At 37.9% G+C, this 17,441-nt stretch carries 13 protein-coding genes and 1 pseudogene; 6 read left to right on the forward strand and 8 right to left on the reverse strand.

The window, feature by feature from the left end:
• Window positions 1-1,331, forward strand: a pseudogene (locus tag PHO71_RS20975) (glutamine synthetase type III); the annotation flags it as partial.
• Between the two features lie 123 nt (window positions 1,332-1,454).
• On the opposite strand, the gene PHO71_RS20980 reads toward PHO71_RS20975, so the two are convergent.
• Window positions 1,455-2,033 carry an HdeD family acid-resistance protein gene (locus PHO71_RS20980; RefSeq protein ID WP_300207121.1) on the reverse strand — a complete coding sequence of 193 codons (579 nt, stop codon included), beginning with the start codon at window positions 2,031-2,033 and terminating at the stop codon, window positions 1,455-1,457.
• A 171-nt stretch (window positions 2,034-2,204) separates the two neighbouring features.
• On the opposite strand from PHO71_RS20980, the gene PHO71_RS20985 reads away from it, so the two are divergent.
• Both PHO71_RS20985 and PHO71_RS20990 read left to right on the forward strand, forming a co-directional pair.
• Window positions 2,205-4,310, forward strand: a complete 2,106-nt coding sequence (locus tag PHO71_RS20985; protein WP_300207123.1) for an RNA degradosome polyphosphate kinase — start codon at window positions 2,205-2,207, stop codon at window positions 4,308-4,310.
• Window positions 4,307-5,224, forward strand: a complete 918-nt coding sequence (locus PHO71_RS20990; RefSeq protein ID WP_300207125.1) for a Ppx/GppA family phosphatase — start codon at window positions 4,307-4,309, stop codon at window positions 5,222-5,224. The genes PHO71_RS20985 and PHO71_RS20990 overlap by 4 nt, the downstream gene beginning before the upstream one ends.
• Window positions 5,225-5,310: 86 nt before the next feature.
• Here the strand turns inward: PHO71_RS20990 and PHO71_RS20995 are convergent, their stop codons facing one another.
• The 6 genes from PHO71_RS20995 to PHO71_RS21020 all read right to left on the reverse strand — a co-directional run bounded on the left by PHO71_RS20995 (window position 5,311) and on the right by PHO71_RS21020 (window position 12,407).
• Entirely contained in the window at window positions 5,311-7,170 is a 1,860-nt protein-coding gene (locus PHO71_RS20995) for an SLC13 family permease (protein ID WP_300207128.1), read from the reverse strand.
• A gap of 120 nt (window positions 7,171-7,290) precedes the next feature.
• Complete coding sequence (locus PHO71_RS21000) at window positions 7,291-8,583, reverse strand: glycosyl hydrolase family 8 (protein WP_300207130.1); 1,293 nt, start codon at window positions 8,581-8,583, stop codon at window positions 7,291-7,293.
• A gap of 26 nt (window positions 8,584-8,609) precedes the next feature.
• Complete coding sequence (locus tag PHO71_RS21005; RefSeq protein ID WP_300207133.1) at window positions 8,610-8,816, reverse strand: helix-turn-helix transcriptional regulator; 207 nt, start codon at window positions 8,814-8,816, stop codon at window positions 8,610-8,612.
• Complete coding sequence (locus tag PHO71_RS21010) at window positions 8,809-9,258, reverse strand: hypothetical protein (RefSeq protein ID WP_300207135.1); 450 nt, start codon at window positions 9,256-9,258, stop codon at window positions 8,809-8,811. Before PHO71_RS21010 ends, PHO71_RS21005 begins: the two co-directional genes overlap by 8 nt.
• A gap of 726 nt (window positions 9,259-9,984) precedes the next feature.
• Window positions 9,985-10,986, reverse strand: a complete 1,002-nt coding sequence (locus PHO71_RS21015) for a cation diffusion facilitator family transporter (protein WP_300207136.1) — start codon at window positions 10,984-10,986, stop codon at window positions 9,985-9,987.
• Between the two features lie 275 nt (window positions 10,987-11,261).
• Window positions 11,262-12,407, reverse strand: coding sequence for an iron-containing alcohol dehydrogenase (locus tag PHO71_RS21020; protein WP_300207138.1), 1,146 nt, complete (start codon window positions 12,405-12,407; stop codon window positions 11,262-11,264).
• A gap of 185 nt (window positions 12,408-12,592) precedes the next feature.
• On the opposite strand from PHO71_RS21020, the gene PHO71_RS21025 reads away from it, so the two are divergent.
• The gene (locus PHO71_RS21025) at window positions 12,593-14,200 is read left to right on the forward strand and encodes an ATP-binding protein (protein WP_300207140.1); all 1,608 of its coding nucleotides are present in this window, start codon (window positions 12,593-12,595) and stop codon (window positions 14,198-14,200) included.
• 68 nt (window positions 14,201-14,268) lie between these two features.
• Here the strand turns inward: PHO71_RS21025 and PHO71_RS21030 are convergent, their stop codons facing one another.
• Window positions 14,269-14,409 (reverse strand): hypothetical protein, encoded by a 141-nt coding sequence (locus PHO71_RS21030; RefSeq protein WP_300207143.1) that lies wholly within the window; start codon window positions 14,407-14,409, stop codon window positions 14,269-14,271.
• 366 nt (window positions 14,410-14,775) lie between these two features.
• On the opposite strand from PHO71_RS21030, the gene trpB reads away from it, so the two are divergent.
• Together trpB and PHO71_RS21040 are read left to right on the forward strand one after the other, a co-directional pair.
• A complete protein-coding gene (trpB, locus tag PHO71_RS21035; RefSeq protein ID WP_300207145.1) occupies window positions 14,776-15,957 on the forward strand; it encodes a tryptophan synthase subunit beta in 1,182 nt (393 codons plus the stop codon).
• A 47-nt stretch (window positions 15,958-16,004) separates the two neighbouring features.
• A complete protein-coding gene (locus tag PHO71_RS21040) occupies window positions 16,005-17,411 on the forward strand; it encodes an anthranilate synthase component I family protein (protein ID WP_300207147.1) in 1,407 nt (468 codons plus the stop codon).
• Window positions 17,412-17,441: the final 30 nt, after the last annotated feature.

Consider the following 17,441-nt stretch of genomic DNA (forward strand, 5'->3'; position numbering starts at 1 on the left):
TTGCTCCGAACCAATTCGAATTGGCGCCTATCTTTGAAGAATGCAACTTAGCAAATGATCACAACTTGCTTATCATGTCATTAATGCGGAAGGTAAGCCGTCGCCACGGTTTTCGTGTACTACTGCATGAAAAGCCGTTTAAAGGTGTCAATGGTTCCGGTAAGCACAACAACTGGTCGTTAGGTACCGATACGGGCATCCTGTTAATGGGACCGGGCAAGACTCCGGAGGATAACTTGCGTTTCGTTACATTTGTAGTGAATACTTTGATGGCAGTTTATCACCACAACGGATTGTTGAAGGCTTCTATCTCCAGCGCTACGAACGCTCACCGCCTGGGAGCCAACGAAGCACCTCCCGCAATCATCTCTTCTTTCCTTGGCAAGCAGTTGTCTCAAGTATTGGACCATATTGAAAACAGCACCAAAGACGATTTAATCAATCTTAGCAGTAAACAGGGTATGAAGTTGGATATTCCTCAAATCCCCGAACTGTTGATTGATAACACTGATCGTAATCGTACTTCTCCTTTTGCCTTCACCGGAAACCGGTTCGAATTCCGTGCTGTAGGTTCCGAAGCAAACTGTGCTTCCGCTATGATAGCTTTGAATACAGCAGTTGCCGCCCAACTGAATAAGTTCAAAAAAGATGTAGACGCTTTGATTGAGAAAGGAGAACCAAAAATCTCCGCTATTCTGGAGATTATCCGCGGATATATCAAAGAATGTAAACCTATTCATTTTGACGGTAACGGCTATAGTGATGAATGGAAAACAGAAGCTGCCCGTCGTGGATTGGATTGCGAAACCAGTGTTCCTGTCATCTTCGATAATTATCTGAAACCGGAAAGCATTGCAATGTTCGAAGCTACCGGAGTCATGACAAAGAAAGAATTGGAGGCGCGTAATGAGGTGAAATGGGAAATGTATACCAAAAAGATTCAAATTGAAGCACGTGTTTTAGGAGACTTGGCTATGAATCATATTATCCCGGTCGCTACTCAGTACCAGACCGACTTGATTAATAACGTATATAAGATGCAGTCTCTATTCCCGGCTGAAAAAGCTGCCAAACTTTCCTCCAAAAATCTGGAACTGATCGAAGAGATTGCTGACCGTACGGCTTTCATCAAAGAACACGTGGATGCAATGATCGAAGCCCGCAAGGTGGCAAACAAGATTGAGAGTGAACGTGAGAAAGCAATTGCTTATCATGACACGATTGTCCCGGCACTGGAAGAAATCCGTTATCACATCGACAAGCTCGAACTTATCGTGGACAACCAGATGTGGACACTGCCGAAATACAGAGAACTCTTATTTATCAGATAAAAAGAAATGAGGTTATATCCAAAGTGATATAACCTCATTCAGATTGAGATTATCTATTTCTTTTGTTGGTTGTTTTAAGTTTGTGGGGAGGGGTACTGTGAAGTAGTCCTCCTCTTTTTATAGTCACTCTATTATTTTGGCATCTTCAATATCGTCATCCGAATGTGAAACCGGATTCTTAGGACGACGACGTGCAAATTTAAACCAATTTATCAATTCTGAAACCGAGTATACCAAGCTACTGATTCCGATAATAACAAATGCAGTATTACGTGCCCCGGTCGGATTGAATAAAGCAATAATTCCTGCAATAAGAATCAGCGAAGGTACCAGATAATAGGCTCCCGGAACCGGCATCCAACGTCGTGCCATTGATAAAGAAGCGATCTGTTGAACTCCGCCCATCATCAGAATGAAACCTAACAAAAACATCAATACATCAGCAAAAAAATCAGGCATCACGATCAGCCAAAGACCAAATAACAAACTGCCTACCCCTTCAATCGGGAAACGCGAAGACATTCCATCTGTCGGTTTTTTGCGTCCGAAATAACTGATAAGACTAATCACACCGGGGAGTAAAAAAGCAATTCCTACTGTAATAACAATATAATTGGCAGCCGCATCAGGCCAAAGTACCAGCACTAAACCTATTACTAGTGCAAATAGGATGCGAATAAGAGAAAAATTCATTGTTTTCATATATTCTATAATTTTTAACGAAGTCTATTTCAATACTTTTGCGAATATAAGTGTTTCTATCCATATATAAAAATAACAAACTCGGATTGTAATAAGTTCGTATTAAAAATGTTATATCAATAACATCTGCATCCGATACTTTTGCAATAATAATAATAAAGGTCTTTCTTTATGAAATCAAACGACGAGAAACAAATACTTCCTTATGTGGAACGTGACATCAGCTGGATGTATTTCAACCAACGCATCTTACTCGAAGCTGCCAATCCGGAAGTCCCTTTATTGGAACGTCTGACTTTCCTTGGTATTTATTCAAATAATTTGGATGAGTTTTTTCGTGTACGTGTAGCAACTTTAAATCGTATTATCGAATATAACGACAAAAACATCCGAAAAGAACAAGAAATAGCTTCACAAACTCTAAAACAGATTGGCAAACTACATAACCGATACTATCAACAGTTTGAGGAAACGTTTACCAAAATCATGGAGGAACTGAAGCAGGAAAATATTTTTGTCATCAAAGAAACAGAGATGACTCCGGAACAACAAGAATTTATCACTTCCTTCTATCGTAACAGACTAAATGGTTCTACAAATCCGGTTTTTCTAAATGGTAGTCGTCCTCTAGAGGATCAAAATGACGAAAATATCTATCTGGCAACCCGTCTCATCAGAAAAGACCTGGAAGGAAAAGTAAAGGAAAAAGACTATGCAGTAATCGAACTTCCAACTGCTGATTTTGAACGCTTTATTCAGCTCCCGGATGTGGATGAAAAAACTTATCTTATGTTTCTGGATGATGTCATTCGCTATTGTTTGCCTCTGATATTTGTCGGCATGAAATATACAGATTACGAAGCCTATACCTTTAAGTTTACCAAAGACGCCGAGATGGAAATAGACAGTGATCTCCGTACAGGAGTACTTCAAAAGATTTCAAAAGGGGTGAAAAGTAGAAAAAAAGGAGAACCAATACGTTTTGTTTATGATCAACAGATGCCTAAAGATCTGCTAAAAAGATTGATTGAACGTCTGAATATAGACAAGAATGATACTCGTGTGGCAGGCGGTCGTTATCATAATTTTAAAGATTTGATGAAATTTCCGGATTGTAATCGTAAAGATTTAAAATATCCGGTCTGGCCTCCAATCTTCAAACCGGAGTTAAATAGTACCGAAAGTTTATTAACACTAATCCGTCAAAAAGATCGTTCGTTACATTATCCATTCCATTCATTCGACTCTTTTATACGAGTACTCCGCGAAGCAGCTATCAGTAAGGAAGTAAAAAGTATCAAAATAGCACTTTACCGCCTAGCTAAAGATTCTAAAGTTGTAAAAGCACTGATTTGTGCTGCTAAAAATGGAAAGAAGGTAACAGTAGTCATTGAGTTATTAGCTCGTTTTGACGAAGCTTCCAATATCTATTGGAGCAAGAGAATGCAAGATGCAGGTATTCACGTCATTTTTGGTGTGGAAGGATTGAAAATACACTCAAAACTCGTTCATATTGCAACTCGTCATGGAGATATTGCTTGTATAAGTACAGGGAATTTCCATGAAGGAAATGCACGAATGTATACGGATTACACAATAATGACGGCTCACCGACATATCGTAAAAGAAGTGAATGATGTATTCAACTTTATTGAAAAGCCATATACTCCAGTCAATTTCCGTGAGTTATTGGTTTCCCCAAATGATATGCGAAAACGTCTCATAGCACTTATTAACAAAGAAATCAAAAATAAAGAACAGGGTAAAGATGCCTATATACTTGCTAAAGTAAATCATATAACCGATCGCTTACTCATAGAAAAGCTTTATGAGGCTTCGGCTGCCGGTATCCGAATTGATCTGTTAGTTCGCGGTAACTGTTCATTAGTAACAGGTATTCCGGGTATTAGCGAAAATATACATATCAATGGTATTATAGATCGTTATCTGGAGCATTCCCGTATCTTTATTTTTGCCAATGGCGGAGAAGAGAAATATTATATCGGTTCTGCGGATTGGATGCCACGAAATCTGGATAACCGTATTGAGGTACTTGTACCTGTTTACAATAAAGAGATACAAGCAGACTTGAAGAAAATCATTTGTTATGGTTTACACGATACTGCGAAAGGACGTATCGTAGATGGTAGTGGAGAGAATCTGCCTTGGAAAGAAATCTCTCCTACTCTTCCACAACAACCTGTTGATGAAACAAAGAAATCTCTTTTCCGTTCTCAGGAAGAGCTTTATACAGAATATAAAAAGAATATAGAATGAAGAAGGTTAATTATGCAGCTATCGACATAGGCTCCAATGCTGTGCGATTGTTAGTGAAATGTGTAAATGAAGAAAACTCAGCCGAACTAATGAGTAAAATACAGCTCATCCGTGTTCCTTTGAGATTAGGTGAGGATTCTTTTACTATGGGAGTCATTTCAGAAGAAAAGGAGAAAAAGCTAATCCGCCTAATGAAAGCATACAAACAATTGATGAAAATATATGATGTAGTCGATTATCGTGCTTGTGCCACATCTGCCATGCGTGATGCTCGGAACGGAAAAGAAATTACTCAACGTATTGCCAAGAAAACCGGCATCCGCGTAGAGATTATCGACGGCCAGGAAGAAGCACACATTGTATATGATAACCATATCGAACAATTATTTATTTCAGGTCAGAATTACTTATATGTAGATGTAGGCGGTGGCAGTACGGAAATCAACCTCATTAGCGATGGTGAATTAAAAAAGTCACATTCATATAATATTGGCACGGTACGTATGCTTAGCGGTATGGTAAAAGAAGAAGAGAAAGAAGCTTTGCGGGCGGACCTTGCAAACCTTACCCAAGAATACGCTCCTATCCATATTATAGGCTCCGGAGGTAATATCAATAAGCTTTTTCGTCTGGCAGATAAAAAAGACAAAAAAACATCATTTCTGCCCATCAAATCACTCCATGACACTTATGAAGCACTAAAAGTTCTCTCATCTGAAGAGCGTATCAAGCAATTCAAATTGAAACCGGACCGTGCGGATGTTATTGTTCCTGCGGCAGAAATCTTTTTGGAAATAGCAACTCAAGTAAAAGCTACCGGAATTACCGTACCCACGATTGGTTTGTCCGATGGTATTATTGACAGCCTGTATACTCAAAATATGAAAATGCCTATTACTCCGCAAAGTAAATAAGCATATAAATAACTCCTGATATATTGGAAAATGTTCCATATATCAGGAGTTACTTCCCACTAACGGAAGAAAAACTGAAACAAATATCAGAAAGGGAAAATTAGTGGTAAAATGAATACCATTACGACCCCCATAATAATCTGCAACGGTAATCCTACTTTTACATAATCCATAAAAGTATATTGTCCGGCAGGCATAACTAGCGCATTAGGCGGTGTAGAGAATGGAGAAGCGAAACACATACTAGCCGCTACCGTCACGGCAAATAGAAACGGAACCGGGCTTACTCCAATCTGCAAGGCACTTTGCAAAGCAATAGGTGCAAGTAATACTGCAGTAGCTGTATTACTGATAAACATTGTCATCAAAGAAGTGGTAAAGTAAATACCAGCCATCAGTGCAAGAGGTCCGTAGGTTCCCAACCCACTCACCAATGTATTGGATATATATTCCGAAGCTCCCGTTTTCTCTAAGGCCAGAGACATAGGAAGCATTGCTGCAATTAAAACAATACTTTCCCAGTTTATTGTTTTATAGGCAGCTTCCACATTGCGGAAGCATCCTGTAAGTACCATCAGAATACCTGCTATCATGACAGCTGTCACAGGAGCGACAGGAATAAAATCAAAAACCATCATAGTTACCATTAATACCATAATAGCTGCAGCTACGGGAGCTTTATAATCCAAAGTAACTTTAGCAGCTTCTGCCAAAGGCTGGCCTAGTACCACCCAATCGGAATCTTCCTTACCAAGACGAGCGATATTACTCCAAGTTCCCTGTACCAATATAACATCTCCGCTATGGATCCGTTCACTTCCCAAGTCTTGTAACAAATACTCTTTCTTACGACGAATGCCCAATATATTAACATTAAACTTGTCACGAAATCCTGCTTCTTTAATCGTTTGGTTTATCAGGTTAGAGGCAGGCATCAAGACTATTTCGGCAATACCGATATCATAAAACTCCAAAGAATTGTTTACTTGCTGCGTTTCTTCTGTTTTATGTCCGTCTAACATACCCAACAGATAATCTTCAGCAAACAACTGCACCTTTTCAATATCTCCCGTCACATACAAAATATCGTCCATCTGCAAGATGGTATCCGGTGCAGCAAGTTTCTGTGTAATGGTCTTCAAAAAACGATGTTGTGACATATCACCACGCCGTACTTCTAATATATTCAACCCATACTTACGACGAATATCCAGATCGATAATTGTTTGCCCCAATAAACGAGAATCACCAATGACCTGCAAACGGAACAAATTACTGGATAGTCCGTATTCCTTTACAAGCTGTTTCAACGATTTGCCGGAACGGATATCCTTATCTTTCTGCTCTTTTTTAGAAAGAAACCATTTACTAAGCGGTATCAAGACCAACGTACCTACCGTGACACAGACAAGCCCGACAGGAAGAAATGAGAAAAAAGAAAGTGGTTCCAAACCGGCAGAAGTAAGCGTATTCTGAATGACAAGATTCGGTGGTGTACCGATTAATGTCATCATTCCTCCCATACTACTGGCAAATGCCAAAGGCATCAGCAAACGGCTTTGGTTCATTCCGGCACTAGCAGCCAGACTGACTACGATAGGAAGCATCAACGCCACCGTACCCGTGTTGCTAACAAAAGCACCGATAGCAGAAGTAACCAACATTACCAGCAAAAACAAACGTATCTCACTAGTTCCTGCTAATTTAAGAATCCGTGAACTGATCATTTTAGCTAATCCTGTCTGAAAGATCGCTCCTCCAACCACAAACAGCCCGATCATCATAACAACCACCGAATTGGAGAAACCGGACAATGCCTCATCCGGCGTTAATATCTGAAAAACAAGTAATGCAACTAATGCGCAGAGTGCAACAAGATCAGAACGAATCCTGCCGTTCACAAAAAAAACAGCAGAAAGCACGAGAATGATAATAGTTATCAGCATAAGCCAAAATAGAATGAATGTTTTATCTTGATAAGATAAAGATTAATTTGAGTGAACAAAAGTAACTCTTTTCCACCTAAATAAAAACAAACTAGAACCTTTTTTAGTTCATAACAAAACTTAATCACTTCCAGACATGGAGGGCTTGATAATTTTAAAATTGCCCGTTACGTGTAACATAGAAAGCATATATACCATACCATTATAATAACGATAAGTTCCTACAGGAATCGGTGTATCCCAAAGGCGTTGAAGATATTCACGCTTCAAAGTTTCATCTTTAAGAGCAAAAGCTCCGACCGCATTTGCACCTGCCATTCCTTCTGAATAAGGACCGTCCGGCTCAGTCCCATCCCAATTAAACTGTCCATGCACAAAATTATCACGTTTAAAGAAAGTCAATAAACGGGTCATCATAATTATCTGATTATCGGCATCTTTTCCAAACCAATAGTAGTCCATACCAATATTCATCGCACATCTGATCGCATCAAACTGAAAACGTCTGGCATCGTAATCTTTTTTCCACTCGGGCTGATAAGGTTTCCCTTCAAAAGTAGAATAATCAGGAAATAATCCAGTTTCAGGATGTGAGGCTTTTACTAATAAACAACGAGCCGCGTCAGGAGCCTGCTGCCAAAAGTCCTTATTTGTATCTGCCCAAATAGCCCAAAGTTCAAAAAATGCAGGTATATTATAAGAAGGATCCGTAATATTCCACATAGTGCCCGATGGAACAAATGTAATAAGCTTAGAATTCCGATTGAACATCGTAAAAACTCCGTCGGTACCGTCTTTAGACATGATATTTTTCAAGATTTCCTGAGCTTCACAACCATAATCATAAGTGCCGTCGTTTCCCCACTGATGCGAAGCAAAGAACAATGACATTATAAAATATGCCTCACCATCCGGCGCACAACTTGGCTCATATCCTACTTTCCTGCCATCAGTTTCACACTGCCATGCAAAATATCCCTTCCACTTACCTGATGTGTACAGCATATTCTTTTTTACCCATCTCCAAAGTTTATCAAACTCCTTTTGTTTATTCAACTGAACACAAATCATCATTCCGTAAGACATTCCTTCAGTTCTTACATCACGATTACCGGTATCATAAATATAAGCAGTATTGTCATTACCTTCGAAATAAATCTTTGTGCCCTCATTAACGAAAAAATGGTTCCATATCTGATTTATTTTTTCATTTGTCTGTTGCTTTGATATCCCCAAGTATTTATCAAACAAATTGAGATAAGCACCTGTATAATAAGCTCCATTACTACCATTATCCATACTATCCATTTGCTTTTCACCATCACCCGAACAGAGAGTCCGACTAGCAAAAGCGCAATGTTTATTAAAGGAAATTACCAACACTATTAATAAAAATAATATCCTATATTTCATATATGCCTACTCTTTTATTTCAATTGTTACTCCCAATCCACAGCTTCCAACTTAAATATTTCATCTACACTTTTTCCAAATACAAATGCAATCTTCAAAGCCAGTACAGTTGAAGGTACATACTTACCAACTTCAATGGAGGTAATAGTTTGACGTGTCACCCCTACTCTAGCTGCTAATTCTTGTTGTGTCATTCGCTGAATGGCACGTTCCACTCTAATTGTATTAATCATCTTTCAATTTTCTGAATTTATATAATAAGGCATTAAATATCACAATAAATAATAGTAATATAGTAAACATATTGACACAAAGAAATCTAAAATATAGCTCTTCATACAGAAACATTGTTCCCAATATTACAATTACATAGTTGATAAGAATACTATATACAAAAGCCCTCAATCGTAGTTCAGCAATACACTCGTCTTCATATCTCTCTTTTGCAAAAGCAATTAACAAAAGAGCTACAGTATTGCCAATCACTAACAATTCATCCATAAAATCATTGCCATCAAAAAAGACTGTATGTCCATTACCATTAATAAAAGGCAAACTAATAGTAGGCAACCAACTCTCATCAATCAACCAGAGAACACCACAAATACAAAAAGGAATAAACAGAATCCATCCTATCCGTTTACAATAGTTAGGGAATAAATAATTTGTTTTCATACGATACTGTATTAAAGTTTGGGATAAATGTATGTAATACTTTTCATTTAGAAAAGTAAACTTTGCAAATAGTACAGTGTAAAATACATTTTTAACTAAACAAGCCTAAAGAATCTACTATTAAGGGCTTTTGTTTTAAGATTAACTATATATGTTGATTCCGATGCGATTTAATTCGGACGACAGAGTAACGAAACATTTCTTGATTGTTACCGATACTTCTCACTTATTTATATATAAATTAGACAGAGCAAAAATCAACTGAACAAGAATATAGTTTGTAGTCAATAAGTTGATGAAAATTATTCTAATTAATCAAATTGGACTTTTCATAAGATATGAAAATATATTTATTCACTGGTAAAGTATTAATAAAAAAGTTCTTCAGCATAAGAACTAAACTTGTTTTTGCTTAATAGATAAGTTTTTTTCTATTTGATGCAAACTATAAATGCAAGTTTTGTTTGTGTAAATGCAAGTTCCGTTTATACAAACAAAACTTACGTTTTTATAAACGGAACTTGCATTTATAGATTTCTTTTAGATAAAAGAAAGTTTGCTATTAAAGAAGAATAAGTTTAGTCCTTATGCTGAAGAACTTATCTATTAATAGTCTATAAGAGAAGAAGTATTCTATGACAAAACATCTAATAAGGATTCATGAACAAATGGCAAAGTTGCCATTCATTTAGAATACTATTGAGGTAAATCTGAAGGGACTCTCAGCTAAATTATATTTTGATGTTCATTTCTCTCTTCATCACTTTGAATGATATTCGACAAACTTATATCTTCCAAAGTAACAAACTCTGATTTTCTTGATGTGCAATTCTTGATCTCACAATGTTCACAATGCTTCATCATACAAGGATCTGAATGAATAGAAACTTGTATTTTATCCGAAAAATCAGTTATTAAAGTATCTCTTAGTTTATCACAAGCATGATGGCTTTCTATCACATTATAGAACCACGGAAGAGTCAAATCACAATCTATATATAGAAAACTGCCATATCTAATTACCTTGGTGTTATGAATATCTATCCAATCAGGCTGCCGATGTTTATTAATACATTTTGCAACATTGAGCAAGACTTCACTATCTGCTTTATCTAATAAATTAGCTACTGTCTTCCGCAAAATTGATATCCCTGTAATGATAATTATTGTACCGAATATTAATGCTAGTGCACTATCAATCCATGCAATATGCGTATAATACAGCAATAGCAGCCCGATTACCAACCCAATTGTAGAATAAGTATCAGATTGTAAATGCTTTCCTCCTGCTACCAACGCTATCGAGTTGTATTTCTTTCCCATCTTTATACTATACCAACCCATGAGGTAATTAAGAAGTCCGGCAACTGCAACAACAATAATACCGACATCTAACTTCGCTATTTCAGCAGGTGAAAAGAGCCTTTGTATTCCTTCATAAATAATTAATCCTCCTGCAATTGAAATAAGCAATCCTTCAATCGAAGCAGAAATCAATTCTATCTTTCCATGACCAAAAGGGTGTTCTTTATCTTTAGGTTTAGCAGCCCAACGCAAACTATATAAACTAATAAAACCGGCAACCACATTAACTATACTTTCCATTGCATCAGTCAAAATACCAACAGAGTTGGTCAGATAAAAAGCAATGAACTTACCTACTAAAATAAGCACTGAGACTATTACAATCCAGCGCTGAATTTTCTGTTTCAAAATATCTTCATTCATAAAACGAAATAGTTTAGATGAGATTCTCCTCATGGACCACAAAGATAGTACTTCAATATATAAATATCCTCCCAAAGCTGTATTTTATTTCATCCTCCAGCTTAGACTGCAATGGCGTAGTTTTATTACATTTTACAGATATTACCAAAAGCCCAACCATACGAAAAAGATAGTTTATCCACCATTTTATTTTATCAACAGAACCACTATCTTCATCGAACGAAAGGAACATATAACCTGTAGAAAAGCCTGATTTCTATGATGTAATATTGAAATTAAAGGGCGCTTTCCAGAATTTCACGGGCAACTTCTCCTGTCACCTCTCCGTTTTCACCATAATTAGCCTTTCGTTCATTAAAACGACGTTCAATTTCCACAATAGTATCCTGACCAATCTCCTCTTCATGCAAACGGGTAGTCAGTCCCAGTGAACGAAAAAATTCTTCCGTACGACGAATCGCTTCATCAATACGCTCTTCTTTTGTACCGGAAATAATCCCCCATACTCTCTCACCATATTGAAGCAGTTTTTCTCCTTTTGACTTGCGAAGTATCCTTAACGTGGCAGGAAGTACGATAGCTAAAGTATGACCATGAGTCAATCCATGCAAAGCAGTAATTTCATGACCAATCATATGAGTAGCCCAATCCTGTGAAACGCCCATTGCAACAAAACCATTCAATGCCATCGTTGCAGAGAGCATAAAATCAGCCATTAACTGGTAGTCATGTTGGTTTTCACGAATTTTCGGAGCAATTTCAACCAAAGTTTGCAAAACACCTTCCGCCCAACGATCCATCACTCTGCTTTGTCCGGGGGTTGTCATATATTGCTCCATGATATGTACAAATGTATCAGACAATCCACAAGCAACCTGATAGGGAGGCAAAGTAAAAGTCACCTCCGGATCGAGTATGGAAAACAATGGGAAATTAGCATAAAACGGATATTTCTCTTTTGTTTCGTGACGGGAAATTACAGCTCCATTATTCATCTCCGAACCCGTAGCAGGAAGAGTCAAAACCGTAGAAAGGGGAACCGTGTTTGTCACCGGACGTCTGGCAAGAACGAGATCCCAAGCATCCCCTTCATATAGTAAACCGGCAGCAATCAGCTTCGTTCCGTCAATAACCGAACCACCACCTACGGCAAGCAAATAATCTACCTGCTGTTCTTTTCCCAAAGCAATAGCTTTCCGTAGAGTTTCGATAGACGGATTGGGCTCAATTCCCCAAAACTCTACAGTATAATGATTTTTCAGAGCCTCTCTTACTTGATCATACACACCATTTTTTTTCACACTTCCACCGCCAAAAGTAATCATGATACGTTTGTCAGCAGCAATTTCTTTACTTAATTGAGCAATCATCCCACGACCCATCAACAGCTTCACAGGATTCTGAAATATAAAATTCTCCATATTAGTTTATCATTAATCGAATTAATATCATAGCAAAATTATAAATTTATATATCACCAACTACTATTTATCCGAGAATATCCCGAATTATTGACGTTTTTTCATTACCTCCAATAATCTAATTATAATTTGCTAAACATTTCAAATATTCATATATTTGCAAAGTATCATTGCATTTACACAATATGACAAACAAATCCTTATCTGATTTACTAGTACCGAACCTATTTATTATCGGATTATTAGTTATTTTGTTGCTTATCATCAGTATCCTATCTTACCGTTTATATTCACTCCATAGAAATATTAAAAAGTATAATAGTTATCAACGTTTCCTCAGTGATATTCTTGATAATCTGCCCTTTCCTATCATGGTCAAAGACATTCAAAATAACTTTCAATATTCGTACTGGAATAAAGAATCGGAGCTACAATCCGGAATTAACCGAGAAGAAGCCATTGGACATACTGACAAAGAGATATATGGAGTAGTGCGAGGTATGCATTACCGTAACATAGACGAAAAACTGATACAATCCGGAAAGTCATACCGCGCTGAAGAAAGTTATGTTACTGCTGACGGAGTGAGGCATGATACTATCGTAATGAAATCTATTATATCGTGGATAGACGAACAAAAATGGCTACTCGTGGCCCGTTGGGATATCAGCCAACTAAAATTGTATGAACGTGAGTTACTCGCCGCCAAAGAAAATCTGGAAAAAGCGATAAAGAAACAACAGGTAGCCTTAAAAAGTATTGATTTCGGACTGGTTTATATTGACAGGAATTTCCAGGTACAATGGGAAGAAACTACTAATATCACCAATCTATTAGAAGGAGGACATTATCAGCCCGGAGAGTTTTGCTATACAGCTCAAACTAAAATTAAAGAGCCTTGCCACAACTGTGCTTTTAAAGAAGCCATCCAAAGTGGAAAAACCGTAAAACACATTTTCAAGATCGACCATTTGGACATCGAAGTTACAGCCATTCCCGTGTATGATGACAATGAAGAAGACATCATAGGAGGATTGGTTCGTTTTGAAGATGTTACTGAAAAGCTAAAAATAGAACAGGTGATAAAAGATGCCAAAGAGAAGGCAGAAGAGTCTAATAAACTTAAGTCGGCTTTTTTGGCAAACATGAGTCACGAGATACGTACTCCTTTAAATGCTATTGTAGGATTCTCTGATATGATCTGCCAAGTAGAAAATAAAGAGGAAATAGAAGAATATAACAGAATCATAGCCAGCAACAGTGAACTCCTGTTACAACTGATAGACGATATTCTCGACCTTTCAAAAATTGAAGCCGGAACCATGGAATTTACTTTTGCAGAAACCGATATTAACCAGCTGATAGAAGACATCTATGTCCAAATGTTACACAAGAAAACCTCTCCCAAAGTAGAAATAAAATTCATTCATAATGCCGAAAGCTGCATTATCTTGACAGATCCCCGACGACTGTCACAAGTCATTATCAACTTTATGAACAATGCAATGAAATTTACCACCGAAGGTTCTATAACAATGGGATACGAAATAAATGAAAATAAAGACGAAGTCTACTTTTTCGTAAAAGATACCGGTATTGGCATTCCTGCCGAAAAAGTAAATCAAGTTTTCGAGCGTTTCGTTAAATTGAATACTTTTGTTCAGGGAACCGGATTGGGACTAGCTATTTGCAACGTCATTGTTGAACGCATGGGAGGAACGATTGGAGTAGAATCAAAAGAAGGAGAAGGCTCATGTTTCTGGTTTAAAATTCCGGTAGTTTCGGAATTTTAAACCAGCCATAAAAAACTTTTCATTTTTGCACTCTTACCGTTGCTATATCCTGATAAGACGATACTTTATCACACTATAAGGTTTTGCACAGTGGATGGTACCATAGCCGATAGCCATGCATTCATATCTTCTGCAACAAGTAACCAATAAAGTAAAAGTATAATAAAAATAGCCACGGCAATGCCGACTAAAACTTTTCTCTGTTTCATAATTCGTTTCTGTTTAAATATTCAATATTCATAAGAACAGCTAAAACAGGAAATTGTTCTATTTTTGAAAAAATGAAAAGAAGGACAAAAAAAGTCAGAAAAAGTTTGCTGTTTAAAACAAAGTGTTTATATTTGCCACGAATTAAAGAAAAAAGATATGAGAACAATGTTAGTAAATACATATTGGTGGTGGCACCCATTACAACTCCGACAGTCGTAAGGGAGCAGTGCTCGTATGTATATACTTCAATAAAGTTATAAGATATTTGAAAGAGCCCTGTCGCAACCTGCGACAGGGCTCTTTTCGTATGTTTCAGTTTCATCCCAATTAGAGTTTTAATAAAATAATAAATAAAAATAGGAATTATGAAGAGTTTTTTAGTTGATCAGAACGGTTATTACGGAGAATTTGGTGGCGCTTATGTACCGGAGATTCTCCACAAATGTGTTGAGGATTTAAAGAACACATATCTTGATGTGCTCGAAAGTGCAGAATTTAAAAAGGAGTTCGACCAATTATTGCGTGACTACGTGGGACGCCCTTCACCTCTCTATCCGGCTCGCCGCCTTTCCGATAAATACGGTTGCAAATTGTATCTCAAACGGGAAGATCTGAATCATACAGGGGCTCATAAGATTAATAATACTATTGGACAGATCTTATTGGCACGCCACATGGGCAAAAAACGGATTATTGCCGAGACAGGTGCCGGCCAACATGGAGTAGCGACAGCGACGGTATGTGCACTGATGAATATGGAATGCATCGTTTATATGGGAAAAACAGATGTTGAACGCCAACATATCAATGTAGAAAAAATGAAAATGTTAGGAGCGACTGTTATTCCTGTCACCTCCGGTAATATGACTTTGAAGGACGCAACAAATGAAGCAATCCGCGACTGGTGCTGTCATCCCTCAGATACTTACTATATCATTGGTTCTACCGTAGGACCTCACCCCTATCCTGACATGGTAGCACGTTTGCAATCCGTCATCAGTGAAGAAATCAAAAAACAATTGCAGGAAAAAGAAGGCCGTGATTATCCTGATTATCTGATTGCTTGTGTAGGTGGTGGAAGCAACGCTGCCGGGACCATCTATCATTTTATCAATGACGAACGAATCAATATTGTTCTTGCAGAAGCCGGAGGCAAAGGAATAGAAACAGGAATGACTGCCGCCACCATTCAGTTAGGTAAAATGGGAATTATCCACGGTTCACGGACTTATGTTATCCAAGACGAAGACGGACAAATTGAAGAACCGTATTCTATCTCTGCCGGACTTGACTATCCGGGTATCGGACCGATCCACGCAAATCTTGCTGCACAGAAACGCGCTACCGTATTAGCCGTTAATGACGATGAAGCGATAGAAGCCGCTTATGAATTAACCAAACTCGAAGGTATCATTCCTGCATTGGAATCTGCACATGCGCTCGGTGCTTTGAAAAAACTGAAGTTTAAACCTGAGGATGTAGTTGTACTTACTGTATCGGGACGCGGAGATAAAGATGTTGAAACTTATCTGGCGTTTAATGACTAACGAAAAATGATCTATCATTCAAAATACAGCATTTTAAATTAATAAAAATGAAAACATTCAATTATATCACTCATAGCAAACAGGTACTCGGAGATATGCATACTCCAGTCAGTATCTATCTCAAAGTACGGGATATGTACCCCCAATCTGCATTAATGGAAAGCTCCGACTATCATGCCGGAGAAAACTCTCTGTCATTCATTGCTCTATGCCCATTGGCGAATATCGGAATAAATAGCGGTATCGTTACGATCACTTATCCGGACCAGACCCAAACAGAAGAACCATTAACTAAAACCTATACTGTAGAAAAAGCAATGAACCGTTTCATCAACCAGTTTCAGGTCAGCGGAGAAAATAAAAATGTATGCGGACTTTATGGATACACAACTTTCAATGCGGTAAAGTATTTCGAACATATTCCTGTGAAAGAAAGCCATGACGAACAAAATGATGCACCGGATTTGCTATACATATTATATAAATATGTGATTGTCTTCAATCACTTCAAAAATGAACTGACATTAGTAGAAATGCTTTCCGAAGGTGAAGAAAGTGGTCTGCCAGAACTGGAGGCAGCTATCGAAAACAGAAACTACGCTTCCTACAATTTCATTGTCACCGGCCCTGTAACCAGCCCTATAACCGATGAACAGCACAAAGCCAATGTGCGTAAAGGGATTGCACATTGTATGCGTGGTGATGTATTCCAGATCGTTCTCTCACGCAGATTTATACAACCATACGCCGGAGACGATTTTAAAGTTTATCGTGCTCTGCGCAGCATTAATCCATCTCCATACTTGTTTTATTTCGATTTTGGCGGATACCGTATTTTCGGTTCTTCGCCGGAAACACACTGTAAAATAGAAAACGGACACGCCTATATCGATCCTATTGCCGGAACAACGCGCCGCACGGGTGATACAGTGAAAGACCGTGAATTGACAGAAGCGTTGCTAGCCGATCCTAAAGAAAACGCAGAACACGTCATGCTAGTGGATCTGGCAAGAAATGATCTTTCACGCAATTGTCATGATGTACGAGTGTTATTCTATAAAGAACCGCAGTATTACAGTCATGTCATCCATTTGGTAAGCCGTGTCTCCGGTGAGTTAAACGAAGGAGCTGACAAGATAAAGACTTTTATCGATACTTTCCCAGCCGGAACTTTAAGTGGTGCTCCCAAAGTTAGCGCGATGCAACTGATCAGTGAAATAGAACCACACAACAGAGGTGCTTATGGAGGCTGTATCGGATTTATCGGATTGAATGGGGAACTGAATCAAGCCATCACTATACGTACTTTCGTCAGCCGCAACAATGAATTATGGTTTCAAGCCGGAGGGGGTATTGTAGCACGCAGCCAAGAAGAATACGAGTTGCAAGAGGTAAACAATAAATTAGGAGCATTGAAAAAAGCGATTGATTTAGCTATTACATTAAAGAACTAATATTTAAACTCTACTGGAAATTTCATTCAT

This window comes from Bacteroides sp. (assembly GCF_028690125.1).
Classification (GTDB): domain Bacteria; phylum Bacteroidota; class Bacteroidia; order Bacteroidales; family Bacteroidaceae; genus Bacteroides.